Genomic DNA, 24,304 nt, shown 5'->3' with positions numbered 1-24,304 from the left:
CGGCTACTGGCTGCAGTCCCCGGCCCGCACCTTCGTGCGGGGGCCGGGAAGTTTGAGGGGCCGCAGGGTTTAGGCCCGGCTCCGCGCGTCGTTCTTCAGCTCTTCGGTGCCCGGGGCCGCCGTGCCTGGCGCAGGTACGGCCGCAGCGACGGTCCCCGTGCGCCTGCGGCGGTTGCCCGCGGCGGAGCGGTGATCCACCCGCCGGGCAGCGAAATCGCCGGCCAGCTGGATGATCTGGACTATCGCCACAATGATGACGATCGTGACAACCATCACCGTGGTGTCGAAGCGCTGGACGCCGTAGTTGTAGGCCAGGCGTCCCAGGCCGCCACCGCCGATGATGCCGGCCATGGCCGAGTATCCGACCAGGGTGACCAGGGTTGTGGTCAGTGCGGCGACGAGTCCCGGCAGCGCCTCCGGCATAAGGACCTTGCGGATGACCTGCATGCGGGTTGAACCCATCACCAGGGCGGCATCAATCTTCCCTCCGGCCACGTCACGGAGTGCGGTTTCCACCAGGCGCGCGAAGAACGGAATGGTGCCGATGCTCAGCGGAACGCAGGCTGCCAGCGGTCCGATCGAGGAACCTGTGACCATCCGCGAGAACGGAATGAGGATAACCATCAGGATCGCAAACGGGATGGACCGGGTGATGTTCACAATCACGTCGGAGAGGATCCGGTTGGTCACCGGCATCGGCCGGAGCCCGCCGGGGGCACTGGTGTGCACGAAGATTCCCAGCGGCAGCCCGATCAGCAGGGTGAAGAAACCGGAGACACCCACCATCAGCAGGGTGTCGGTAACCGCTTCCGGGAGCGCCTTGGTAATGCCGGGGTTGTTGGCTAGCTCTTCGAAGAAATTCATGCCGCGACCTCCACTGTGACTCCCTGGGAAGCCAGGTAGGTTCTGACCGCTTCCATATCTGTCCTCGCGTCCAGCTGGACCCGCAGGCGCCCGAAGCGCTGGCCGGCGAGGGTTTCCACACTGCCGGCGAGTACATTAACGTCCGTGTCGAAGCGTCTGGTCAGCCCGGACAGGACAGGCTCTGTCGCATGTTCGCCGACCATCAGCAGTTCCACCACCGGGCCACCGGGAACCGGGGGAGTCGGCGGAAGCGGGATCAGGGCCTTGGCGAGGCGGCCGCCCAGATGGGACGCGACCTCCCGCAGCGGACCGTGTTCAACCACGCGCCCGGCTTCCAGCAGGGAAACCGAGTCGCAGATCCGCTTCACAACGTTCATCTCGTGCGTGATGATCAGCACCGTCAGGCCGAGCCGTTCAGACAGCTCCGAGATAAGGTCCAGGATTTCATCCGTGGTCCGCGGGTCAAGGGCCGACGTTGGCTCGTCGCAGAGCAGCACATCGGGGTGGGCGGCGAGGGCGCGGGCGATGCCAACACGCTGCTTCTGGCCACCGGAGAGCTGGGCGGGGTAGGCCTCGGCGAACTGGTCCAGTCCGACCAGGGCCAGCAGCTCAGCCACGCGGGCGTCGATGTCCCGCTTTGGTGTACCTACCAGCTCCAGCGGATGCGCGATGTTGGCAGCGGCCGTGCGGGAATCCATCAGGTTCGCGTGCTGGAACACCATCCCGATCCGGCGGCGGGCCAGCCGGATCTCAGAATCCTTCACATTCGTCAGCTCCCGGCCGTCGATTGTGACAGTTCCCGACGTCGGGCGGTCAAGCAGCGTGAGGCAGCGGACCAGGGTCGACTTCCCGGCACCGGAGTGTCCGATGATGCCGTGGATGGAGCCCTTGGGCACGCTCATGCTGACACCGTCCAGGGCGACTACTTCCCGGGTGCCCTGGCGGTAGACCTTTCGCAGGTCGGTAACTGTGATCATTCATCCTCGTGTCTGCGTCGTCTGGAACATGCGTGGCAGGAGCAGGGCGATCGCGGCGGCACGCCGCAGGCCGGGCCCGGTGGAGGAGTGCCTGCCAATCACGTGACACGGGGCGCACCACCGGCTCCCGAGGAGCGGACAGGCTGCGCCCGGGCGCCATCAGCGCCTGACACTGCGTCAAGTATCTAATGTTACGCGGGTACGACCCATAGCCGGAAATCCGTCAGACCCGGCTAGGCAGAGGCGAAGCTGCCCTCAGACAGATCCAGGGCGAGCTGTCCGTCCGGTTCCTCAGCCAGCCGCATACCGGCGGTAACCGGCGCGGTCTCTGCCGGCAGCGAAAAGAGGGCGGGCTCGGTGAATTCCGCGGCCGGGACTGCCAGTGCTGCCGGAACTGCCGGTGCGGGCTGTGCTGCCGGTGCGGGCTCCGGCTCCAGGACCGGATGGGCGGGTGCGGCAAGGGCCGGCGCCGGGACGGTGCGATCCAGGACTGTGCCTTCCGGAACGGTGCAATCCGGAACGGCAGCGGGAAGCGCCGCGGGCTCGGCAGGAACCGCGGAGCCTGCCCGGACCGGCCAGGTGCCGTCAATCACGGCTTCCGGATCGCGGCGGCGCAGGTAGGACTGGAAACTTGCGGCCTGTTCGGCTGCCCAGCCGGTCTGGAGCTGGTGGAGCGATGCGGCGTCCTGGGCCAGGACCGGAAACGCGCCGGCCATCGCAGCGCCGACGGCCAGCGTGGCCATAACATCCGCTGCGGAAGTGTGGGCGTTCTCGAAGGCCACGCCGTAATGCTCGGCCATGGCCGTGAGCGTACGTTTCCCACGGCGGTAGCGGTCCGCCTGCTTGTCCATGATGAAGGGATCGATGACGGGGAACGGTACGGGTGCCGCCAGTCCGCTGCGCTCCGCCTCCCGGGCCAGCACCGTGAAATCGTAGGCTGCGTTGAACGCGAGCACCGGCACTCCGGCGGCAAAGGTGTCCTGCAGCACCTGGATAATCTCCGCGATGCCATCCCGGGCGGGAATGCCCTCCGACTGCGCGCGCTCGGTGCTGATGCCGTGAATGGCGGCGGCTTCCTCCGGAATTTCCACGCCCGGGTCAACCAGCCACTCATGGTGCTTGAGGACGCTGCCTCCTGCATCCACCAGGATGATCGACGCCGTGACGATCCGCGCCTCCTGCGGATCCCGTCCGGTGGTTTCCAGGTCGAAGGATGCGCGGGGGAGTTCGTGCCAGCTCAACATGTCATCAAACGTACCCGCGGGCACCGACAATTCCGGATTCAGCGCGCCGGGGCGCCGTTAGGCTGTGCATATGCGGGAGGACTATCAGGAAGCCGTACTGGCAGCAGCAGAGCTTATTGCACCGGGCAAGGTGCTTGCTTATGGAGACATCGCCGAGCTTCTCGGCGCCGGCGGCCCACGCCAGGTCGGAGCCGTGCTGGCACGCAGTGGAAACGCCGTGCCCTGGTGGCGGGTTATCCGGGCCTCCGGTGAACCGCCGGTCTGTCACGGCGGGCGGGCCTGGGAACACTATGTGACCGAAAACACGCCGGTCCGCGGCAGGCCGTCCGCGGACGGGACGGGCTACCGCGTACGCATCACGGAAGCCCGCTGGCAGCCTTCAGACACGGACTGGGAAGTCCTGGACGGACTGCGCCGCGGCCTCGAATCCGCGGCAGGGAGCAGGCAGCCAAGGGAGGCCCGGTGAACCGGGAGGGCGTGAAAACCCGCTTGACGGCGGCGGCGAATCAGGCAATGTCGGTGCGGCGTGGTGAAGTGGAAGTATGAGCATCAACCTGCAACTTGTTCCGCCCGCGGCAGCAGGCAGGGCAGCTCCCCGGCTGAGCCCCGACCAGCAGGCGGCCGTGGACAGGCGCACCGGCAGCGGTCCGCTGCTGGTTCTCGGCGCGCCGGGCACCGGCAAATCCACAGTGCTGGTGGAAACCGCCGTCGCACGCATCCAGCGGGACGGCCTGGACCCGGCAGGTGTCCTGCTGCTTGCCCCGTCGCGGCTGGCAGCAGCGTCCCTGCGCGATGCCCTGTCCGCGCGGCTGGAGCGGACCATCAGTGCTGCCCCGGCGCGGACCTGGGCTTCCTACGCGTTCGACCTTATCCGCCGGGCCAAGGCGGAAGGCAGGCTCCCGTACCTGACACGGGCACCCAAGCTGCTCTCCGGCGCCGAGCAGGACGTCATCATCAAGGAACTCCTGGCCGGCCACGGCCAGAACGGCGTGCCGCAGCTGCCCTGGCCTGAATCCCTTGAACTTGCGCTGGGGACCCGTGGGTTCCGCCAGGAAGTGCGGCAGCTGTTCGACCGCGTCATCGAGCTGGGCCTGGCACCCGGGGAGCTGGCAGATCTGGGCCAGCGCTACGGCCGGCAGGACTGGGTGGCCGCAGCGGGACTGTATGCCGAATACCGCGATGTCCTGGACATCCGCATGCCCGAAGCCTTCGATCCGGCCGGAATCATCACAACGGCCCTGGAGATCCTGGAATCGGATCCGGAGTTCCTGGCGGCCGAGCACGGCCGGCTGCAGCTGATCCTGGTGGATGATCTGCAGGAAGCCAACCCCGCCATCCACCAGCTGCTGCGGCTGCTGGCCGCCGGGCGGGACGCAGTGGTGACGGCCAGCCCGGACACCGTGGTCCAGGGCTTCCGCGGAGCACGGCCGGATCTCCTGGGCAGCCTGGCCGAGACCCTCGGTCCGGGGCTGGAGACAGCCGTGCTGGAGACCCAGCACCGGCTCGGCGGTCCCGTTGCCGCCGCCTGGCACCGGGTTGCGTCCCGGATTTCCGTAGTACCCGGGCTGCCCTCCTGCCGCACCGCGTCCGGACGCCCGGCGGAGCAGGCAGCACCGTCCGGGGAAGGCGCCCGTGCTGCCGCAGCCCATGTGGTGGACTCACCCATGCACGAACAGCGCTACGTCGCCCAGCGCATCCTCGAGGCCCAGCTGCTGGAGGGGCGCCGCCTCGAAGACATCGCCGTGATCGTACGCACCGGCGGGCAGCTTGCCAGGATCCAGCGCTACCTCACCAGCCAGGGGATTGAGGTGAAGGTTCCCGTCGCGGAAAAGGCCGTCCGCGACGAAGCAGCCGTCCGGCCGCTGCTCGATGCCTTCGCCGTCGTCCTGGATCCGGAACTGCTGACCCCCGAAACTGCCGTGTCACTGCTGACCTCCAGAATCGGTGGGGCAGGCTCGCTGGACCTGCGCAGGCTGCGCCAGGCACTGCGGCGTGAGGAACTGCGCGCCGGCGGCGGGCGCAGCAGCGATGCCCTCCTCGTCGAAGCGCTGCTTGATCCGCTCTCGGACTCGGGCCTGGCACTGGCAGGTCTTGGCTGGGAAGCCGGTGCGGCCAAACGGCTGGCAGCAATGCTGCGGGCCGGAACCGAAGCGGCCGGCCAACCCGGAGCCACCGCCGAGACGGTGCTGTGGGCGCTGTGGGCAGCCACTGGCTGGTCGAAAAAATGGGCCGAAGCCGCTTTGGGCGGCGGCTCCACCGGGCTCCGCGCCGACCGGGACCTTGACGCAATCATGGCCCTGTTCCAGACGGCAGAACGCTATGTCGACCAGCTGCCCGGTTCCACCCCGGCCCAGTTCCTCGACTACCTCACCAGCTCGGAACTGCCGATGGATACCCTGGCGGCCCGGGCCCAGAAGCGCGACGCCGTGGAGCTGCTCACTCCGGCCAGCGCCGCCGGCCGGGAGTGGCCGGTGGTCATTGTGTCCGGTGTCCAGGAAGGCGTCTGGCCGAACCTGCGCCTGCGCGGGGAGCTGCTGGGCAGCGGAGACCTGGTCTCCGCGGTCGAATTCGGCGATGATTACCGGCGCTACCGCAATCCGCAGACGCTCATGCATGGTATCCGCCACGACGAGCTGCGCAGCTTCTCCACCGCCGTCTCCAGGGCCCGCGACGTCCTGATCTGCACGGCCGTGGCATCCGAGGATGAACAGCCCTCCCAATTCCTGGATTTGGTGGACCCGCTGCCTGACGGTGTGATGGCCCGGCCCCGGACCGAGGTCCTGCGCCCGCTCACCCTCCGGTCCCTCGTCGCTGAGCTGCGGGCCTACGCCCAGCAGGGAGATACCGATCCTGAGCTGGCGCAGGAGGCAGCCGGGCATCTGGGCCGGATGCTGCGCCACCCCGTCCGGGTTCCGGGCGCTGCGCCCGCGCAATGGTGGGGGCTGCTCCCACTCTCCAGCACCGAGCCTATCCTCCCTGCGGAGGCACCTATACCGGTCTCGCCGTCGAAGGTCGACGCGGTGACCAAGTCCCCGCTGAGCTGGTTCGTGTCCGCCGCCGGGGGCGAGCAGGCCACGGACTTTGCCCGGTCCCTGGGCACGCTGGTCCACCAGATCGCGCAGGATATGCCGGACGCGTCCGGCACCGAATATGCCGCTGAACTGCAGCGCCGCTGGCCGTCACTGGGGATGAAGGACACCTGGGAGGGCAAGATCGATTTCAAGCGGGCCGAGACGATGGTCCGCAAACTGGCCGACTATGTGATCCAGATGCGTCAAAGCGGCCGGAGCCTCGTGTCCGTCGAGAAGGACTTTGAGGCACAGATTCCGGTTGAAGTCCGGGGTGCCGTGCGCACGGCGCTGCTCCGCGGGCAAATCGACCGGTTGGAAGCCGACGCCGAGGGACGGCTCTTTATCGTCGACCTGAAGACCGGCAAGTCGGCGCCTAAAAAAGCTGATTTGGACGGGCACCCGCAGCTCGCGGCCTATCAGGAAGCGGTCCGTGAAGGGGCATTGGAAGAAGGTCCGCCCGTCCCGGGAGGAGCTGCCCTGGTCCAGCTCGGGACGGCGTCCAAGGGGGTTTCCGTGCAGGAACAGCCGCCGCTGGGTGCCCAGGACACCAGCGCACTGGAAATGATTCAGAACGCTGCCGCACTGATGTCCGGTGCCACGTTCGAGACAATTCATGATCCCGCCAGGAGCGGTTTCGGGGGGCACGGCTGCCGCCTGCCGGAAATCTGTCCGCTGTGCACCGAAGGAAAGCAGGTCACCGAGTGAGCGTCCACGTGAGCGAAGACGTGCGGAACAGCCAGGAACAGGGTCCGCGGTTCTCCGCCCGGCAGCTTGCCGAGCTGCTGCACGGCGACTCGAATGAGTCCGTCCAGTACCCCACAGCGGCACAGGAAGAAATCATCGAGGCACCGCTTCAGCCGCTGCTGGTTGTTGCCGGTGCCGGATCCGGCAAGACCAAAACCATGGCGGACCGGGTGGTGTGGCTGGTCGCCAACGGGCTGGTGGCACCCGAACAGATACTGGGTGTGACGTTTACCCGCAAAGCCGCGGGCGAGCTGGCCACCCGTATCCGCCAGCGGCTCCGGCTGCTGTTCCGCATGCTGGGGGAGGAAAGCGGGGCTGAGGCAGACCAGCTGGAGGCTGCTGTCTCCACCTACCACTCCTATGCCAACGGCATCGTGAACGATTACGGGCTGCGCATCGGCGTCGAACGGGACTCCGTGATGCTCGGTGGGGCACAGTCCTGGCAGCTGGCCAACGAAGTTGTCGAGGCCTATTCCGGGGATTACGAGCACTTCACCGCAGCCAAGTCCACGCTGGTGAATGCCGTCCTGCAGATGGCCTCCGAATGTTCCGAACACCTTCGGACGCCGGCGGAGGTCCGCGCCGACCTGGAACACCAGGTCGCCGAGGTGCAGGACCTGCCCTATCAGACCGGAAAAACCAAGGAGCCGGCGCAGGCGGCCAGGACCCTGCTCGGGAAGCTGCGCACCAGAATTTCGGTCACGGAACTGGTCGAGTCCTACCAGCGGGCCAAAGCGGAACGGCGGCAGCTGGACTTCGGGGACCTCGTGGCACTCGCTGCCCGCATCGCCGAGGAAATCCCGGAAGCCGCCGCGATGGAACGGGCCAAGTACAAGGTGGTGCTGCTGGACGAGTTCCAGGACACCTCGCACGCGCAGATGGTGCTGTTCTCCAAGCTGTTCGGTGACGGAACGCCGGTCACGGCAGTGGGGGATCCGCACCAGTCCATCTACGGTTTCCGCGGTGCGTCAGCCGGGCAGCTGGGCACCTTCCGCACCCACTTCCCGCTGGTCCTGCCGGATGGCAGCAGGACGCCGGCCCCGGTAGCCAACCTTTCCGTGGCCTGGCGTAACTCCACCGCCATTCTGGCCACCGCCAATGCCGTGTCCGGTCCGCTGAACCAGCCAGTGCCCTGGCTGAAACACAACCGTCCCCTGGACGTACCGGAACTGCAGGCCAAACCCCAGGCACCGGTGGGGGAGGTTTACCTTGGCCGGTATCTCTCCGAGAAGACGGTGGCGCTCCCGGACGGGACCTTCAGCCTGGGCGAAGCCGAAGCGCTGGCGGCGGAGATCGCGAAGCTCCGGGCCCAGTGGTGGAAGCGCCCGCACGAGACCGATTCGCGGGGCAACCTGCTGCCGCCAACCGTGGCCGTACTGTGCCGGGGAAAGAAACAGTTCGACCCGATCCGGCGGGCGCTCGAAGCAGAGGGCATCCCGGTGCAGATTGTGGGACTGGGCGGTCTGCTCTCCACCCCGGAGATCGTTGACCTGCTCGCCGTGCTCCGGGTCCTGGGGGATCCCGGGCGGTCCGATTCCATGCTGCGGATCCTTGCCGGAGCCCGCTGGCGGATCGGCCCTGCTGACCTGATGGCGCTCGCCGACTGGTCCCGCCATCTGGTGCGGGTCCGGGAGCGGGCCGTCCGGGTACAGGACCTTGCCGACGTCGACGGACCGGACGAAAGCGGCGCCGCCGTCGTCGAGACCGATCTTTCCGAGGCAGGCAGCCTGGTGGAGGCTGTTGATCACCTGCCGAAACCGGGCTGGACGTCGAACGCCGGACGGTCCCTGAGCCCTGAGGCACTGTCCCGGCTGGCTGCGCTCCGCGACGAGCTGCGGGAACTGCGCGGCTACGTCGGAGAGGACCTGGCGACCCTGATCGGAGAGGTGGAGCGGCGCATCCTGCTGGACATCGAAGCTGCCGCCAAACCGGGGATCAGTATCCACGAATCACGGCGCAACCTTGATGCCTTTGTTGACGCCGCGGCCACCTTCAGCGCTTCCGCCGACAGGGTTGATCTGGCCGCCTTCCTGGCCTGGCTTGAAGTTGCCGACGAGGAGGAGAACGGACTGCCGGTAACCCAGCTGGAGACCAGCCGGGAAGCCGTTCAGCTGCTGACGGTCCACGCATCGAAAGGACTGGAATGGGACGTTGTTGCCGTTCCGGGTCTCAGCGAAGGCCAGTTCCCCAACGACAAGGACTCCCGCTGGAGCAGCGGCAACGAAGCCATTCCGTGGAACCTGCGCGGAGACGCACCCGACCTTCCCCAGTGGGAGTGGGAGCAGCCGGATCAGAAGTCCTGGGTTGATGCGGAAAAGCTGTTTGCCGAAGATGCGCGGGGGCATGCTGAGCGCGAGGAGCGCCGGCTCGCCTACGTCGCGTTCACCCGTGCCAAACACGTGCTGCTGTGCACTTCCAGCGCCTGGGGTGGAGGGCGGTCCAAGCCGACGCCGGCGTCGCGCTACCTGCTGGACCTCCACGCACTCGGCGCGGCCGGTGCAGAGGGTTTCCAGCTGCTGGCCTGGCTGGAACCGGAGCAGGAAGGGGACGAGAACCCGGCCAACGCAACTGCCGAACGGGCCGTGTGGCCTAAGGACCCGCTGTCCCCGGCCCGCCGGACCGCGATGGAAGGTGCCGCAGCTGCAGTACTTGCTGCTGCCGGGGCAGCGGAAGCAGACGGAACAGGTCCGGGCACGCCGTTACCGGGAGCGGGCGGGACAGGCGACGGCGCCTCTGCGGTGTTCGAACCCCGCCGCTGGAACCGGGATGTTGAACTGGTCCTGGCGAGACACCGGGCGCCGGACGAGGTGATGCAGGTTGAGCTGCCCGCCCACATCTCCGCCTCCATGCTGGTGGACCTGCGCGATGATCCGGAAGCCGTAACCCGCCAGCTCCGCCGGCCCGTTCCCCGCGAGCCCGGAATGGCTGCCCGGAAGGGGACGGCATTTCACGCCTGGGTGGAGGACTTCTTCGGCCGCTCCGGCATGCTCGATCTGGACGAGCATGCCGGAGCCGCCGACGCCTATGTTGATGAGGCCTACCAGCTTGAGGACATGGTAGCCACCTTCGAAAACTCCGAATGGGCGTCCAGAACTCCGGCGTTCATTGAGGTCCCGGTGGAAACCCGGGTCGATTCAGTGATTGTCCGCGGGCGTATCGACGCAGTTTTCCAGGACAGCGACGGCGGCTGGGACCTGATCGACTGGAAAACAGGTGCTCCGCCGTCGGCAGACAAACTGGCGGTGCGGTCAGTCCAGTTGGCGGTCTACCGCCTGGCCTGGTCGCGGCTCAGGAACGTGCCGCTTGAGAAGGTGCGGGCTGCGTTCTATTTTGTGGCCGCAGACAAAGTGATCCGCCCGCACAACCTCCTCGGGGAACAAGAGCTGGAGCGGATCATTCTCGACTCAGCAGGCGGAGCAGCCCGGTCCGTGGCTGGCCGGTCCTGATCGTTCGGGGCCGGGCAAATCGGAACAGCGCCGCCATCCTGGATTGGACGGCGGCGCTGTTCCGTTTCTTCGGAGGCCAGGCACCTAGGGGGTAGCCCGGCGAAGTGTTCCGTAAGAGCCTGCGGCGAGGACCACCCCGGCGAGCAGCAGCCAGCCGGACAGGGACAGCGGTGTGAGCTGGAGGAACCAGGCGCCGACGGCGGCCCAGGAATCCGTCGTCGTTGCGGCGGCCACCCCGCCCAGCAGGATCAGGGCGAAACCCAGCAGGGCTGCAACCAGGCCAATTGTCCGCCAGCGCCGGTACACGGTGGCGAACCAGAATCCGAACATAAACAGCAGGATGGTCAGCGCGAAGTAGAGCAGGATCTGGACCCACCAGGCGGACTCAGCGACCCATGGCAGGGCGAAGATATTCCCATCGACCCCCCAGCCGTTCGTTGCCCGTTCCACCAGCCCCAGGAGCCAGTACAGCACCCCCAGACCGAGTGCGAGCAGTGAAAACAACCCCAGTGTCCCAATGTAGAAGGACCTCCGGCTGACGCTCATTGCCTGCGAAAACGGAAACGTAAGGCTCAGCGACTGAACACCGTCTGCCAGGAAGTACCACATGACCGCCTGGCCGGAGAACGCCAGCCGGGTTCCCTCCCCCTGATCCGAGGGAACCAGCGCCAGGATCGCGATGGCAATCAGCGTGGACGAGACAATAATGATTCCTGGTATGCCCAGGTACAGCCATTTGTTCAGCAGCTGCATGCGGGCGACGGCGAGCGGGCGGTTCATCGCAGGACCTCCTGGGTCTGTTCGTTGCTGCCGGCGGCGGAGCCGAAGTGCTCGTTTGCCTTGAGCGTGCGGCGGATAATGAGCTGCTGCAGGGAAACCGGAGCGATTTCCAGGCCCAGGGCCAGGGAACGTTCGCGGTCATCCGGTGAGAGGGGAGCGTCGACGGTGACCGACGCGAGGGCTCCCAGACCTTCCCGGTGCAGCACCGGCCGCCCGGCAACGAATTCCTCCACGGCCGAGGACTTCCCGGCTACGGCGAACGCGGATCCGGTGATGGTTTCCACCTCGTCGTCCATCACGATGCGTCCGCGGTCAATCACGATGACGTGCTCGAGCAGGTTCGCCACTTCATCGATCAGGTGGGAGGAGAGAATGATCGTCCGCGGGTGGTCTGCGAAGTCTGTGAGCAGGCGGTCGTAGAAGAGCTGCCGGGCAACGGCGTCGAGACCCAGGTAGGGCTCGTCGAAGAACGTCAGCTCCGCCCTGGACGCCAGGCCGATGATCACGCCGACGGCGGAGAGCTGGCCGCGGGAGAGTTTCTTGATCCGGTGTTTTTTCGGCCGGGGGAGCTGGAAGTCCTCCAGCAGGGTTTCTGCCAGGTCCCTGTCCCAGTTGGGAAAGAACAGGGCAGCTGCGTCCAGGGCATTCCGTACCGTGAAGTCGTCGGGGTACTTCTGCGACTCGCGGACGAAGCACAGGCGGGAGAGGATGTGTTCGTTCTCGAACGGGTTTCCGCCGAACACCCGCACTTCCCCGGAGCTGGCAAACCCCTGGGCAGTCAGGATGGACATCAGGGTGGTTTTTCCTGCACCGTTGCGGCCCAGGAGGCCGTAGATGCGGTTCGGAGAGATATCGAGGTTGACGTCGTCAAGGGCCAGCTGGTCCTTGTATCGGCGGGTCAGTCCGCGGGTTTCTATGACGTTCATGGTGCCGGGGTCCCTTCGTGTTCAGCGGCACTGCGTTGGATAAGGCTGGTAAGTTCCTCCACCCCGATGCCGAGCTTCCGTGCCTCGGTCTGGAGGGGCTGCACATACTGGCGGTAGAACTGGTCCCGGCGTTTGGCGAGCACTGCGGTGCGTGCCCCGGGTGCCACGAACATGCCAATGCCGCGGCGTTTGTAGAGCAGGCCCTGGTCCACCAGCAGGTTGACACCCTTCGCGGCCGTTGCCGGGTTGATCCGGTAAAACGCGGCGATTTCGTTGGTTGACGGCACCTGGCCCTCCTCCTGCAATACACCGTCCAGGACATCACCCTCGATCCGCTCAGCAATCTGCTGGAAGATCGGTCTGCTGTCATCGATCACGGCATCCTGCTTTACTGTGGCTCATTTGCTGCGGCCCTAATCGGCTCGTTGGTTAGTTACTTGACTAACTAACCATGGAGGCAGGGGCATGTCAACGGTTTGCGCCAAGGAATTCAGCGGGGTAGGCGGGCACTAAAAAGCGCCTGCCTGGATTCAGGCAGGCGCTGCGGCTTCACGATGCAGGCAGCCGGAGGGGGTCAGTCTGTGGCCTGGTCGTACACCGCGACGAGCCCGTCAAGAAACTTCTGCACCGTCGCGCGTTCCGGGGCTGACATTCCCTCGACCAGCTGCTCGACCCCTTCGATCATGGGCAGTACGCGTTCGTAGGCCCGGTCGGCCGAGCTCTGTGCGGCGGTCACGATCAGTTTGCGGCCGTCGGATGGATGGCGGTCGCGTCTGATATGGCCTGCCTCTTCGAGGCGGTTCAGGACGAGTGTGGTGGCGGCCGTCGAAATCCCCAGCCGCCTGGCCAGTTCCGTGGGTGTGGCCGGGCCGGCCGCGATCAGGTGGTCCATGGCCTCGAGTCCCGGCGCATCAACGCCCAGCTCGGAGGCCAGATAGCGCTCAAAGCGCTGCTGTCGAATGGTCAGCTGTTGAATACGCGCACGGATGTCATCCGCCGGGAGCTGCCGGCCGTCCCGCCGTGCAGCTTCCCGGTCGCTTCGATCGGAACGCCAGGATGGGCCGGAGGGTGGCTGGGCAGTGCTTTTGACATCCATATCCTCCATAGTAATACTCAAAGTTGCCAATCAAATTGATAATCAAGAATCGGAGCAACTTTAATGGGCGAAACCGCCGCTACCCCCTACCGCTGGCGGTGGCTCATCCTCGGGGTGATGCTCGCCGCCGAAATCATGGACCTGCTCGATTCCACGATCGTCAATGTTGCCGGGCCTGATCTGGAACGCTCGCTGGGAGCGTCCGCGCTCGGACTGCAGTGGGTAATCGGCGGCTACGCCCTGACTCTCGGTGCGGGGCTGATCCTGGGCGGACGGCTGGGGGACCGTTTCGGCCGCCGCCCGATGTTCCTGGCAAGCCTTCTGGCGTTCACGGTCATCTCCCTGCTCTGCGCCCTTGCCCCAAGTATTGAAGTCCTCATCGCAGTGCGGCTGCTGCAGGGCCTCGCCGGTGCAATGCTGCTGCCTCAGGGTCTGGGGCTGCTGCGGGAGAACTTCTCCGGCAGGGAACTGGCCCAGGTTTTCGGCGTTTTCGGGCCTGTGCTGGGCTTGGGCGGCATCCTGGGTCCGATCATTGGCGGCGGCCTCATCGAAGCCAATCTGCTGGGGCTCGGATGGCGTGCGGTTTTCCTCGTCAACGTGCCCATCGGCCTCGCGGCTTTCATCATCGCGTGGCGCATTCTTCCCCGCCGGGCCGGAGACAAGACGGTCGGGGTGGATGTTGTGGGAGCGGCCATCATTATCGTGGCGTCGGCGCTGCTGGTCCTGCCGCTGAACTTCGGACAGGAGCAGGACTGGCCGCTTTGGACGTGGTTGAGCATTGGTGCAGGCCTCGCCGGGTTTGTGGCGTTCGCACGGCATCAACGAGCAGCGGCCCGGCACGGCCGGACTCCTCTGGTTGTGCCGGGGATTTTCTCCCGCCGGGCCTACACCCTTGGTCTGGCGGGCATAGCGCTTTACTTCAGCGCCCTCATCGGAACGCAGCTGATCCTGACACTGTTCCTGCAGATCGGCGAAGGATTCAGTGCCGGTGAAGCCGGACTGGGTAACCTGCCCGTCGCTTTGGGGACCGCCGTTGGAGGCGCGCTGAGCGGTGCCTTCCTCGCAGAGCGGCTTGGCCGCGCTGTCCTGCAGATCGGAGCTGCCGCCCAGATCATCGGAGCTGCGGTCCTCTGGGTAGAACTTGGCGCTGAAGGACCGTTCGATATCTGGCAGATCGTGCCGGGGATTGCCGTGATCGGTTTTGGATCGGGTCTGGTCATCGCCGCGCTGTTCAGCATCATCCTGGCAGCGGTCAAGGACGAGGAGATCGGCTCGGCCTCGGGGGTGCTCACGGCCGTGCAGTCAATCGCGAGTTCGATCGGCGTGGCGGTGTTCGGGTCAACGTTCTTCTCGGTCATCACCGACGGTTCACCCGCGGATGCCTTCCGAAGCACACTGCTCATCCAGGCCGGATTGCTCGCCGCATTCTTCATCCTGTCCTTCCTGTTCCCCAGGACGGGACGGGCAGACGAGTTCGGTGCAGGACCGGACGACGAGACCAGCCCGGTGGAACCGAAGCCCGCACTGGCCTCGGAATGACCGCTGGTTTCCCTGACTCCGGCTAGCTTGCCGGGCGCGGGTCCTTCTTAGCTTCGGGACCTGCGCTGTCCGTCAAGGGAATTGCCGTGGTCGCCGTACCCGGTTCCCCGGCTGCGGCAGCCGGGCCGGCGGCCTCCTCCGGCTCAGCCGTCAGTGCGGGTGCGCTGGTCTCCCCAGGTGCTGACGGGCCGGCGGAACTGTGTTCTGACGTGGCGGTGGCCTTTTCATCTGCCGCGGGAACGGTGCCGTCAACGCCGCTGACCTCGTCCGCCGTAGCCGCCGGAGCCTCCGTTTGCAGAACGCCTGGCTCATCCACGCTGATGGGCAGGACGCTCACCTTGGTTTCGGACTTTGCTCCTACCTTGGCTCCGGCCGCGCTTTTCACGGCGGCGGCGGGAGTGGAGGCCTGGACGCTGGCGGGTTCGAATTCCGGCGGGGCGGACTCGCGTTCCAGGGCCAGGGCAGCCTCCTGCTCCAGGATGTCCGCTTCCAGGGTCGAGAGCATGTCCTCTGCCTCGGCCACCATCTCCGGGTTCTGCGCGGCCAGCCCGCGCACCAGCCACTGGGCCAGGGCGAACTCCGCGGAGAGTGCTGCGCGGCGGATGAGGTGGGGATCCACCGCGTCCGGGCGGGCCGCCACATAGGCGGCATGGACGGCGTCGGTGAAGCCGGTGTTGTTGGCGGCGATCAGCCAGGCAAAGTCATCGGCGGGATCCCCGATGCGCAGATCTGTCCAACCGCTGACAGCGCTGACCCGGCTGCCGGAGATGAGCAGGTTGTCCTCATGGAGGTCGCCGTGCACCACGGTGGGACTGAACCGCCACAAGCCGACATCCTCCAGGGCATGCTCCCAGCGCCGCAGCAGGGTGGCGGGGATTTTGCCGGTGGTGGCTGCCTGGTCGAGTTCGTTCAACTTGCGCTGACGGAACTCGTTGGCCGTGTAGCTGGGCAGGTCCGCGTTGTTGACGAGGGACTGGGGCAGGGCGTGAACCGCAGCCATCGTGCGTCCGATGTCGGCGGCCAGCTCACCGCCAACGGCGGCCAGGTCATCAATGTCACGGGTCGTTCCGGGCAGGTGGGAGTACACAAACGTGCACAGCTCGCCCTGGCGGACCGTTCCCGCGACATAGGGCAGCGCGAACGGCAGCTCGGCGCGGACGGCAGGGACGAAAGCGCGCAGCACCAGCAGCTCGGTTTCGAGGCGCATGCTGGCTTCCACATGCTTGGGTGAGCGCACCCGCCACTGTTTGCCGGCGTCGTCAACAAGGAGTGCGGAGTCGAAATCCACGACGTCGTCCGGCGAACCGGCGACACCGGTAAGCGCCAGTGCCGGTACGGCGGCGCTGGCCAGGGCTGCCAATTCCATAGGTGTGCGTTTCACACCTTCAACCGTAGGGGCACATGTGGCGGGAGTAACCCATAGACCCCCGGCGAGTCGGAAGAGCGTGAGGAAAACCTCAGCAGGGCGGGTGCTCTATCCACTGCGTGGCATCCCGCTTTCCGCTTGGGCTTCCTCAGTCAGTACGGTAGGTATATGACCAGCCCGCTACGCACAGCAGAGACCCCGCAACTTGGAGCGCTGCCGCTTGCCCGCGGCGCCGTGGACCGGGGCAGTGAACGGAGAGTCGCCGAAGATCTCTTCGAGACCATCCTTGACCTGCCGACCACCCGGGTGATGTACATTTCCGGCGGGAAAACCCTGATTAGGGACACCAGCCGGAACAACACAGAACTCGTCCTGCAGCAGCCCGGGCCCGGCGGCTTTGGCACCGACCCGGTCTATCTGGGCCGGACGCTCGAAGCAGGCTCAGCTGCCGTCGGTGCTGACATCGTGATGGTCACCGTACCGGAACCGGAAGCAGCACCCGCTGTGGACGGTGCCCGCTGGGCCGGCCTGCGGGAGGTTGCGACAACTCTGGGAGCGCTGGACGCGGGACTCTTTGTCGAAGCCTGCGCGGTATCGAACTGGCATGCCACGCACACCCACTGCCCGCGCTGCGGTGCGCCCACCGGGTTGGAACAAGGCGGCTGGGTACGCCGCTGCCCGGAGGACGGCAGCCAGCACTTTCCCCGCACTGATCCGGCGATCATCGTGGCCATCACCGATCAGCAGGACCGCATCCTGCTCGGCTCAGCGGCTGCCTGGCCCGGCAACCGGTACTCCACGCTCGCCGGCTTCGTCGAGCCGGGGGAATCGCTCGAAGCGGCGGTGATCCGCGAGGTGGCGGAGGAATCCGGTGTGGTGGTGCGCAATCCGCAGTACCTTGGCTCGCAGCCCTGGCCGTTCCCTTGTTCCCTGATGCTCGGTTTCTGCGCTGAGGCAGACGGAACCGAACCGCAGGCCGATGGCGTCGAGATGTCAGACGTGCGCTGGTTTACCCGCAAGGAACTTACCGAAGCCGTTGCCTCGGGAGAGCTGACCATCCCTTCCTCGATCTCCATCGCCCGCAACCTGATTGACCGCTGGTACGGCGGGCCCGTGCCTGAGCCGGTTCCGGCAGGCGGCAAATGATCACCGATTCGCTCGAAGCACGGATCCTCGCGGGGCTCGACGACGAACAGCGCGAAGTCGCGACCACGCTGAACGGGCCGCTGTGCGTCCTGGCCGGTGCCGGCACCGGCAAGACCCGGGCCATCACCCACCGCATGGCGTACGGCGTCCACTCAGGCCTGTACAAGCCGCAGCAGGTCCTCGCCGTTACCTTCACCGCCCGGGCCGCAGCTGAAATGCGCACCCGGCTGCGGGATCTGGGGGCCGGCGGCGTCCAGGCCAAGACCTTCCATGCCGCGGCGCTCAAGCAGCTGCAGTACTTCTGGCCGCAGACGGTTGGCGGGCCCCTGCCGGGGCTGCTGGACCACAAAGCGCAGCTGATCGCTGAAGCTGCGCGCCGGCTGCGGCTCTCCACCGACCGCGCCGCGATCCGCGACGTGGCAGCGGAAATTGAATGGGCCAAGGTCTCCATGCTCACCCCGGACAGCTACGTGCGGGCAGCCGCCGGACGGGACGCCCCCGCCGGGTTTGACCTCACCACTGTGTCCCGGATCTTCCAGTCCTACGAGGACGTGAAGGTTGACCGCAACGTCATCGATTTTGAGGACGTGCTGCTGATCATCGTGGGCATCCTGCAGGAGGACCCCCGGGTGGCCGCCGCGGTGCGGGACCAGTACCGGCATTTCGTGGTGGACGAGTACCAGGACGTTTCCCCGCTGCAGCAGCGCCTGCTGGACCTGTGGCTTGGGGAGCGGAACGAACTCTGCGTGGTGGGTGATGCCAGCCAGACCATTTACTCCTTCACCGGGGCCACATCGCGGCATCTGCTGGAATTCACGCACCGCTTTCCGGGGGCGCAGGTGGTGAAGCTGGTGCGGGACTACCGTTCCACTCCGCAGGTGGTCAACCTGGCCAACCGCATCCTGGCTGCCCGGACGGCTGAAGGGGAACGTTCGCGCAACGCGCCCCCCTGGCCCGAGCCGCTGGAACTGATAGCGCAGCGCAGCTCCGGCCCGGAACCAACGTTCACCGAGTGCTCTGATGACGAAGCAGAGGCTGCCCAGGTCGCCGCACGGATCCGGAAACTGGTCGAGGAAGGCATCGAACCCAGCCAGATCGCCGTCCTGTTCCGGACGAACGGGCAGTCCCAGGCCTACGAGCAGGCTCTGGCCACCGCCGGAATCGGCTACCAGCTGCGCGGTGGGGAGCGCTTCTTCGCCCGGCGGGAAGTCCGCGACGCGATGCTGCAGCTGCGCGCTGCGGCCCGTTCCGTGGGAAACGAACCGGTGCCGCAGCTGGTGCGGGACATCCTTGCGAACCTCGGCTACACCGCTGAAGCGCCCTCCGGGGGAGGAGCGACCCGCGAACGCTGGGAATCCCTTGCCGCCCTGGTGGCGCTCGCCGATGAGCTGCACGCGAACCGGACGTTGGATCCGGAGAGCATTTTCACCCTGCAGGACTTCTCCGCCGAACTCGAGGAGCGCGCTGCCGCGCAGCACGCGCCGAAAGTCCAGGGAGTGACCCTGGCGAGCCTGCACTCGGCCAAGGGCCTGGAATGGGACGCCGTCTTCCTGGTGGGCCTGAGCGAAGGCCTGATGCCGATCTCCTTCGCGGACACGCCGGAAGCTGTTGATGAGGAACGGCGCCTGCTCTACGTCGGGATCACCCGCGCGCGGGTGCATCTGGCCCTGTCCTGGTCTACAGCCCGGACACCGGGCGGCCGGGCCAACCGCAAGCCGTCGCGGTTCCTGGACGGGCTGCGGCCCAATACCGCACGGGACGCAGCCGGACCGCGGCAGGTACGGGCGGCCCGCAAAAAGGTTGCGGGTCCGGCAAAGTGCCGTGTGTGCGGGACACTCCTCGGCACCGGTGCTGAGCGGAAGATGGGCAGATGCGGGGACTGTCCTGCGACCTATGACGAAGTGACGTTTGAGGCGCTGCGGGATTGGCGCCGCGGAACTGCCGCCGAGGCGGGCATTCCGGCGTTTGTTGTCTTCACCGATGCCACGCTGGTGGCCATCGCTGAGGACAAACCGCCAACGCTGAACCGGCTGGCCACCCTTCCGGGGGTGGGGCCGTCCAAGCTGGAACGCTACGGTGAGGCAGTCCTGGCCGTGCTCGCCGCCCACCCCGGCGCTTAGGCCGCCTTGCTTGTGCCGGCGGACTGCAGCCGGCAGCCGCACCCGGGATGGAACTCGAGTGGTTCCACTCCGATGTGTCCGTCAGCGGTGCGCAGCTGAAGCACGGCCGACCACGTCACGGGCTGGGCTACGCCGTCGATAAAGGACAGCGCCTGGCCCGCGGCGATCCCCGCTGCCAGGCCAGCCGCCGAGACTTCCTCGCCGCCGGGCCCCTGCTGACCGCCGGGCCCCTGCTGACCGCCTGGGTCAGGCTGCGCCGACGCCGCGGAGGAGGCGTACCAGCCGGGGTCGGCATCGCCGCGGTACCGATCCAGGCAGCCCAGGCAAGCAGTGGATCCCGGCACCACGAGCGGGCCGACCTGGTAGCCGTACTGCTGGACCGCAACCGCGAGATGGGGCTGCTCTCGTTCACCGCCGCCAGCTGAGAGCAGCGGGCCGGGCTGGTCAGAGACGAGGACAGCCAGGTCCGTGCCGGCGGCGGGCCGGCCTGCAGCCGGTCCCGGAACGGAGAGGACCCGGACGGTCGGGTCGATCCGATACAGGTGCCGTCTGACTGCTTGGAACCGCTGCATGCCGATGTCGGTTAGTGCGTAGGCGGGTCCCACATCGGAGGGCGCGACTACGTGCGGGTCGCCCAGGAGCAGGGTGCCGATTCCGGCAGCTGCCAGGGTGCGCGCAAGGAGCGCCCCGCAGCGTCCCAGGCCCTGGATTTCGACGGCGGCACCTGCGCGGCGGGCGACAGCTCCGGAGGCGTCCTGGCCATATACCGCGGAGAGCCGCTGGATGTCCGGCGACAGCCGCTCCTGCCGCAGGGGAGGCAGCGGATACTGGCTCCCGGGGCAGGGCAGCAGGACCGGTGCCAGGGCTGTCAACAGCTGCGACTGCCGTTCTGCGCCGATGCCCGCCGCTGCCGCAGCGGCCTGCTCCGTACCGTCGGGAATCCCGCCGCGCAGGTGGCCGACAAAGGTCAGATCGGCGGCAGTAAGGCCGGCCAGCAGCAGCGCCCCGGCGCCCAGGCCGAACTGCCTGCGGTCAGAGCCAAGGTCCAGAACGTAGATTCCCGGGTTGATCCGCATGCTGGGCCTCCTGAAGACAGCGGTCTGAAAACGTAGGAGCACCCATGCTGGCACGCGGTGAAACCGCTTCCCGGGTTATCCACAGGTTCACGAACCCGCCGGCTGCCGGAATAAGCTGGAGGCATGCCCACCCCGTCTGTTCCCGCCACCACCCGTGGCGGCCTGCCCATCGAGGTGCGCCGCTCGGCCCGGCGAAAGCGCACAGTCAACGCCGTTTTCCGCGACGGAGTAGCAGTGGTGTCCATTCCGGCGCACTTCACCCGGGCGCAGGAAGCGGATTGGGTTCAGCGTATGGTGGACCGGCTGGAGACCCGGGCAGCGGCTGCTCCGGCACCTGACCCCGCCAGCGCAGAAACTGACCTGGCGCGGCGGGCAGCCGAGCTTTCAGACCGCTACCTCGGAGGGGCCGCCAAGCCCGTTTCGGTGCGGTGGGTCAGCAACCAGAATTCGCGCTGGGGCTCGGCCACACCGGCTCGCGGGACCATCCGGCTTTCGGACAAACTGGCCGGCATGCCGCCCTGGGTCGTTGACTACGTTCTGCTGCACGAACTTGCCCACCTGATTGAGGCGTCACACGGACCCCGGTTCTGGCGCCTCCTGGAGTCCTATCCACAGACTGAGACGGCCAAGGCCTTCCTCTCCGGCGCGGCGTTTGCCAGCGCGCGCGGGCTCAAAGGCGAGATGTCCGAAGACTGAAACACCCCGGGCGGTACGCCGCCCGGGGTGTTTCGTCACTGGCTGAGGAAGCTCTCTGGCCTAGGAAGCGCTGCCGTCCTTGCCGTTGTCAGGGTCCTCTGCGTCGTTGTTCTCTGCATCAGATCCGTCCTCCGGGCTTCCGTCCGGCTGAGCGTCACCGGAGGAGTCCGCCTCGGCGTCCGGACGCGTTTCGCCGGAGGGTTCTGCAGCAGGATCGGCGGGCGTGCCGGGGGCGTCCTCCTCCTGCTGGTCGAATCCGCCCTCAAGCAGCCGCCGCAGTGCCGCATCGACATCGGAATCGGAGGCGTCGAGCAGTTCGCGGCGCTTGCTGAAGCCCAGCGGGTCGTCCAGATCTTTGGAGGTTGGCATCAGGTCGGGGTGTTCCCAGATGGCATCCCGTCCCTCAACTCCGCGTTCTTCGCGCAGCTGTGCCCACAGGGCAGCGGCATCGCGGAGCCGGCGGGGCCGCAGCTCCAGTCCGACCAGCGATGCGAAGGTGTGCTCAGCGGGACCGCCGCTGGCCCTCCGCCGCCGGATCATCTCGCGGAGGGCCGCGGCTGAAGGAAGGTTGGAGGTTGCGGCGGCGCTGACCTCGTCCACCCAGCCTTCGACCAGGGCCAGCGCGGTTTCCAGGCGCTCAAGCGCCGCATCCTGTGCAGGTGTGCGCTCGGGCTGGAATACGCCGCCGGCGAGTGCTTCCTGCAGCGACTCGGGGTTGCTCGGGTCGATATCCCGTGCCACGTCTTCGATCTTGGAAATATCGATGTGGATGCCCCTGGCATAGCTCTCGATGCTGCCGAAGAGATGCCCGGCCAGCCAGGGCGCATGGGCGAACAGCCGGGCGTGGGCTGCTTCACGGACAGCCAGGTACAGCCGGATTTCGGCCTCCGGAATATCCAGGCCCTCGCCGAAGGCGGCGACGTTCGCCGGCAGCAGCGCCATGGTTCCGGCGGCCAGCGGAAGGCCGACATCAGTCGAGCTGACAACCTCCTTGGACAGGGCACCAACAGCCTGGCCCAGCTGGATCCCGAACATCGCCCCGCCCATGTTGGCGAGCATGGAAGAGGCCCCGCCCATCAAGGACTTCATTTCCTCAGGCATCTGCGTGGAAATGGCGTCGCTCAGCGCTTGGGAAATGCTGACTGCCACGGGCTCGGTAAGGCGGCGCCAGGAATCCATGGTTGCTTCGACCCACTCGGCGCGGGACCAGGCCTTGCCGATCGCCGCCGTGGAGGGAAAATCGGTGACTGGATCAAGCCACATCTGCGCAACGTGCAGTGCTTCGCCAACGTCACGCGCCTGCTGGGCGCTGACCGAGGGGTCGGTGCCGGCGGCGGCCACCCGGCGTGCGTTGTCCTTGGCGAGCTGCCAGTTGACCGGCCCGTCCGTGGGAGTGCTGAACATGGCCTGAACCTGCTGAAGGATCATGGCCATGGCATTAGGGTCCGAAGGCAGCCCGGCAGCTTTGGCCAGTTCCTGCGGATCTATGCCTCCGGCCTGCCCGCCGAAAAGGCGCGCGAGCATTTCGGACAACGGGTCCTGGGGCGTATCCCCGTGGTCGGAGGGGTTTGAGCTCATGGGTACCACCGGTCCTGTGGAAGTTCTGATGCCTGGGCAGCCGGTGGATCACCGGCGGCCTGGGTTTCCACGTTACCGGCAGGCGCTGCGGCCTGTCCCGCATTCCGGGATTCGTTCGCTGTTGGCAAAGGACCACGTGGGACAATGGCCCAGGGCTCCACGTACGGCCCCAGGAACCAGGCCAGCATGCACTGCGCCGAATCACCACGAAAACAGCCGCTGCGCCGCGAACACCGCCGGTGCAGGAAAGGAAAGCCGATTGCGTTCCCCGAATGAAGACTTTCCTCCCGCTGCCGACGGCGCGGAGATACCGTCTGCGGACAGCACAGCGGATGCTGGACCAGGTCCGTCCCGCGGCCGGCGTTCACCCCGCCGCCGGGCCTTGTTCGTTGCCGGCGGAACGGCGCTGCTGCTCGGGGCCGCGGGCTTGATGCTGCCCGCTCCGTACGTCGTGGAATCGCCAGGCCCCACGTTCAACACCATCGGGGAAATCCCTTCGGGTCCATTGATCAGCATCGAGGGCCGGGAAACCTATCCGACGGCGGGCGAACTGGACCTGACCACTGTCTACGTCTCCGGCGGCCCCAACGGCGCGGTCAGCATGGCGGAGGTGCTCGCGGCCTGGATCAGCCCGGACGACGCCGTTCTCCCCGTTGACTTCGTATATCCGCCGGGAACCACCAGCGGCCAGGTCAAAGAGGAGAACGCGGCTGCGATGACCTCATCCCAGGAATCTGCCGTGGCGGCGGCTTTGGCACAGCTGGATATTCCCTTCACGGAGGAGCTGGCAGTTGCCGGCACCATGGAAGGGGCACCGGCTGACGGGAAGCTGGAAACCGGCGATGTTCTGCTGCAGGTGGACGGCAAATCCGTCGAGGGGATGGACTCGCTGCGCCAGGCACTGAATGAGTCGGAGGGTAACCCCGCCGACATCACGGTCCGCCGGAATGGCGGTGAACAGACCGTGAGCATCACCCCTGAACTCTCGGACTCAGGCGCCTACCAAATGGGTGCCTACCTCAGCATCGACTTCACTTTCCCGTTTGAGGTCAGCATCGCGCTGGAGAATGTTGGCGGCGCCTCGGCCGGAACGATGTTCGCCCTCGGAATTATCGACAAACTCACCCCGGGAGAGCTGACCAACGGGCGGCACTTCGCCGGCACCGGCACCATCGATGCGTCCGGGAACGTCGGTCCCATTGGAGGGATCGAACAGAAGATGGTGGGAGCAAAGAGCTCCGGAGCCGAATTCTTCCTGGCGCCGGAGGCCAACTGCGAAGAGGTTGCCGGGAATATCCCCGCAGATCTGGTGGTGGTCAGCGTTGCCACCCTGGACGATGCGCTCACCGCCGTCGAGACCCTCGCCGCGGGCGGAAGCGCCGCGGGCTTGGGCAGCTGTACGGACGGCGCCTAAGAACGTTCACGGCGGGCGCGAATCACGATCCTAATAAGGTTCAGCTCAGGGGCCGGTATAAGTGGCCGTTCGGCAGCCAAACAGGGCAGAATAGGGAACCACGGCAAGAAACGCGCAGCCGTCGGACAGAGGGGTCACGGTTGCTTCGATTTGGAGGCAGCGGAGTATCTCCACCCGCCGAGCTGCCGCAGGTGCCGTGAGCCGACGCCCCGAACGATGAG

Annotated in this window: 18 protein-coding genes; 8 read left to right on the top strand and 10 right to left on the bottom strand. The window is 66.8% G+C overall.

Going from position 1 to position 24,304, the window contains the following annotated elements; all coding sequences use genetic code 11:
* Positions 1–69: 69 nt before the first annotated feature.
* The 3 genes from ArtHe_RS09685 to ArtHe_RS09675 all read right to left on the bottom strand — a co-directional run bounded on the left by ArtHe_RS09685 (position 70) and on the right by ArtHe_RS09675 (position 3,082).
* Entirely contained in the window at positions 70–864 is a 795-nt protein-coding gene (locus ArtHe_RS09685; protein WP_248316619.1) for a methionine ABC transporter permease, read from the bottom strand.
* Positions 861–1,841 (bottom strand): ATP-binding cassette domain-containing protein, encoded by a 981-nt coding sequence (locus ArtHe_RS09680; protein ID WP_248316618.1) that lies wholly within the window; start codon positions 1,839–1,841, stop codon positions 861–863. Before ArtHe_RS09680 ends, ArtHe_RS09685 begins: the two co-directional genes overlap by 4 nt.
* A gap of 233 nt (positions 1,842–2,074) precedes the next feature.
* Positions 2,075–3,082, bottom strand: coding sequence for a 3'-5' exonuclease (locus ArtHe_RS09675; RefSeq protein ID WP_349238347.1), 1,008 nt, complete (start codon positions 3,080–3,082; stop codon positions 2,075–2,077).
* 73 nt (positions 3,083–3,155) lie between these two features.
* Between ArtHe_RS09675 and ArtHe_RS09670 the strand changes: the two genes are divergently transcribed.
* From ArtHe_RS09670 to ArtHe_RS09660, 3 genes are all read left to right on the top strand, one after another.
* The gene (locus ArtHe_RS09670) at positions 3,156–3,551 is read left to right on the top strand and encodes an MGMT family protein (RefSeq protein ID WP_248316617.1); all 396 of its coding nucleotides are present in this window, start codon (positions 3,156–3,158) and stop codon (positions 3,549–3,551) included.
* Between the two features lie 76 nt (positions 3,552–3,627).
* Positions 3,628–6,861, top strand: a complete 3,234-nt coding sequence (locus ArtHe_RS09665; protein WP_248316616.1) for an ATP-dependent DNA helicase — start codon at positions 3,628–3,630, stop codon at positions 6,859–6,861.
* Entirely contained in the window at positions 6,858–10,346 is a 3,489-nt protein-coding gene (locus ArtHe_RS09660) for an ATP-dependent DNA helicase (protein ID WP_248316615.1), read from the top strand. The genes ArtHe_RS09665 and ArtHe_RS09660 overlap by 4 nt, the downstream gene beginning before the upstream one ends.
* A gap of 84 nt (positions 10,347–10,430) precedes the next feature.
* Here the strand turns inward: ArtHe_RS09660 and ArtHe_RS09655 are convergent, their stop codons facing one another.
* The 4 genes from ArtHe_RS09655 to ArtHe_RS09640 form a co-directional block, all read right to left on the bottom strand.
* Positions 10,431–11,126 (bottom strand): hypothetical protein, encoded by a 696-nt coding sequence (locus ArtHe_RS09655; RefSeq protein ID WP_248316614.1) that lies wholly within the window; start codon positions 11,124–11,126, stop codon positions 10,431–10,433.
* On the bottom strand, positions 11,123–12,052 hold the full coding sequence (locus ArtHe_RS09650) for an ABC transporter ATP-binding protein (RefSeq protein WP_248316613.1): 930 nt from the start codon (positions 12,050–12,052) through the stop codon (positions 11,123–11,125). Before ArtHe_RS09650 ends, ArtHe_RS09655 begins: the two co-directional genes overlap by 4 nt.
* Complete coding sequence (locus ArtHe_RS09645; RefSeq protein WP_248316612.1) at positions 12,049–12,429, bottom strand: GntR family transcriptional regulator; 381 nt, start codon at positions 12,427–12,429, stop codon at positions 12,049–12,051. Before ArtHe_RS09645 ends, ArtHe_RS09650 begins: the two co-directional genes overlap by 4 nt.
* A 197-nt stretch (positions 12,430–12,626) precedes the next feature.
* On the bottom strand, positions 12,627–13,148 hold the full coding sequence (locus ArtHe_RS09640) for a MarR family transcriptional regulator (RefSeq protein WP_248316611.1): 522 nt from the start codon (positions 13,146–13,148) through the stop codon (positions 12,627–12,629).
* 63 nt (positions 13,149–13,211) lie between these two features.
* Here ArtHe_RS09640 and ArtHe_RS09635 point away from each other — a divergent pair, with 63 nt between their 5' ends.
* On the top strand, positions 13,212–14,687 hold the full coding sequence (locus ArtHe_RS09635; protein WP_248316610.1) for an MFS transporter: 1,476 nt from the start codon (positions 13,212–13,214) through the stop codon (positions 14,685–14,687).
* A 22-nt stretch (positions 14,688–14,709) separates the two neighbouring features.
* Here ArtHe_RS09635 and ArtHe_RS09630 read toward each other — a convergent pair whose 3' ends face one another.
* Complete coding sequence (locus ArtHe_RS09630) at positions 14,710–16,068, bottom strand: macrolide 2'-phosphotransferase (RefSeq protein ID WP_248316609.1); 1,359 nt, start codon at positions 16,066–16,068, stop codon at positions 14,710–14,712.
* Positions 16,069–16,221: 153 nt separating this feature from the next.
* Here ArtHe_RS09630 and nudC point away from each other — a divergent pair, with 153 nt between their 5' ends.
* Both nudC and ArtHe_RS09620 read left to right on the top strand, forming a co-directional pair.
* Complete coding sequence (nudC, locus tag ArtHe_RS09625) at positions 16,222–17,199, top strand: NAD(+) diphosphatase (protein WP_248316608.1); 978 nt, start codon at positions 16,222–16,224, stop codon at positions 17,197–17,199.
* A complete protein-coding gene (locus ArtHe_RS09620; RefSeq protein ID WP_248316607.1) occupies positions 17,196–19,319 on the top strand; it encodes an ATP-dependent DNA helicase UvrD2 in 2,124 nt (707 codons plus the stop codon). Before nudC ends, ArtHe_RS09620 begins: the two co-directional genes overlap by 4 nt.
* On the opposite strand, the gene ArtHe_RS09615 is transcribed toward ArtHe_RS09620, so the two are convergent.
* Positions 19,316–20,395, bottom strand: a complete 1,080-nt coding sequence (locus ArtHe_RS09615) for a ThiF family adenylyltransferase (protein ID WP_248316606.1) — start codon at positions 20,393–20,395, stop codon at positions 19,316–19,318. The genes ArtHe_RS09620 and ArtHe_RS09615 overlap by 4 nt on opposite strands.
* A 123-nt stretch (positions 20,396–20,518) precedes the next feature.
* On the opposite strand from ArtHe_RS09615, the gene ArtHe_RS09610 reads away from it, so the two are divergent.
* The gene (locus ArtHe_RS09610; RefSeq protein WP_248316605.1) at positions 20,519–21,091 is read left to right on the top strand and encodes a M48 family metallopeptidase; all 573 of its coding nucleotides are present in this window, start codon (positions 20,519–20,521) and stop codon (positions 21,089–21,091) included.
* A 60-nt stretch (positions 21,092–21,151) separates the two neighbouring features.
* On the opposite strand, the gene ArtHe_RS09605 is transcribed toward ArtHe_RS09610, so the two are convergent.
* On the bottom strand, positions 21,152–22,669 hold the full coding sequence (locus ArtHe_RS09605) for a zinc-dependent metalloprotease (RefSeq protein WP_248316604.1): 1,518 nt from the start codon (positions 22,667–22,669) through the stop codon (positions 21,152–21,154).
* A 259-nt stretch (positions 22,670–22,928) separates the two neighbouring features.
* Between ArtHe_RS09605 and ArtHe_RS09600 the strand changes: the two genes are divergently transcribed.
* Positions 22,929–24,083, top strand: a complete 1,155-nt coding sequence (locus tag ArtHe_RS09600) for a S16 family serine protease (protein ID WP_248316603.1) — start codon at positions 22,929–22,931, stop codon at positions 24,081–24,083.
* Positions 24,084–24,304: the final 221 nt, after the last annotated feature.

Source organism: Arthrobacter sp. Helios, from assembly GCF_023167125.1.
Classification (GTDB): domain Bacteria; phylum Actinomycetota; class Actinomycetes; order Actinomycetales; family Micrococcaceae; genus Arthrobacter_B; species Arthrobacter_B luteolus.
The sequence above is the reverse complement of the archived record's forward strand: the minus strand, read 5'-3'. Positions and strand labels throughout refer to the sequence as shown.